This is a genomic window from Phaeodactylibacter xiamenensis, from assembly GCF_000759025.1.
In the GTDB taxonomy this organism is placed as follows: domain Bacteria; phylum Bacteroidota; class Bacteroidia; order Chitinophagales; family Saprospiraceae; genus Phaeodactylibacter; species Phaeodactylibacter xiamenensis.
On the sequence record NZ_JPOS01000057.1, the window covers coordinates 1 to 231 of the forward strand.

Consider the following 231-nt stretch of genomic DNA (forward strand, 5'->3'; position numbering starts at 1 on the left):
CCCTATACCGTGGTGCTGGATACCAATGGTCAGGAGTTCACCAGTTATACCGGTCTTACTACATCTGAATTAACGATCCCTGCCGGTACCCTTCAGCCAGGGACAGATTATGAGTACACCATTACAAGTAGCTGCGGGGCCAACACTACAGGCGTTATTGACGGCACAGAGATCAGAGATCCATTACCGGAGATCATTATAAGCAATGTGGTTCAGCCGGACTGCCTGGGC

At 50.6% G+C, this 231-nt stretch carries 1 protein-coding gene; it reads left to right on the forward strand.

The features are described 5' to 3' along the window. The coding region (locus IX84_RS33450) for a hypothetical protein (protein ID WP_044224049.1) at positions 1-231 on the forward strand (231 nt) is incomplete at both ends.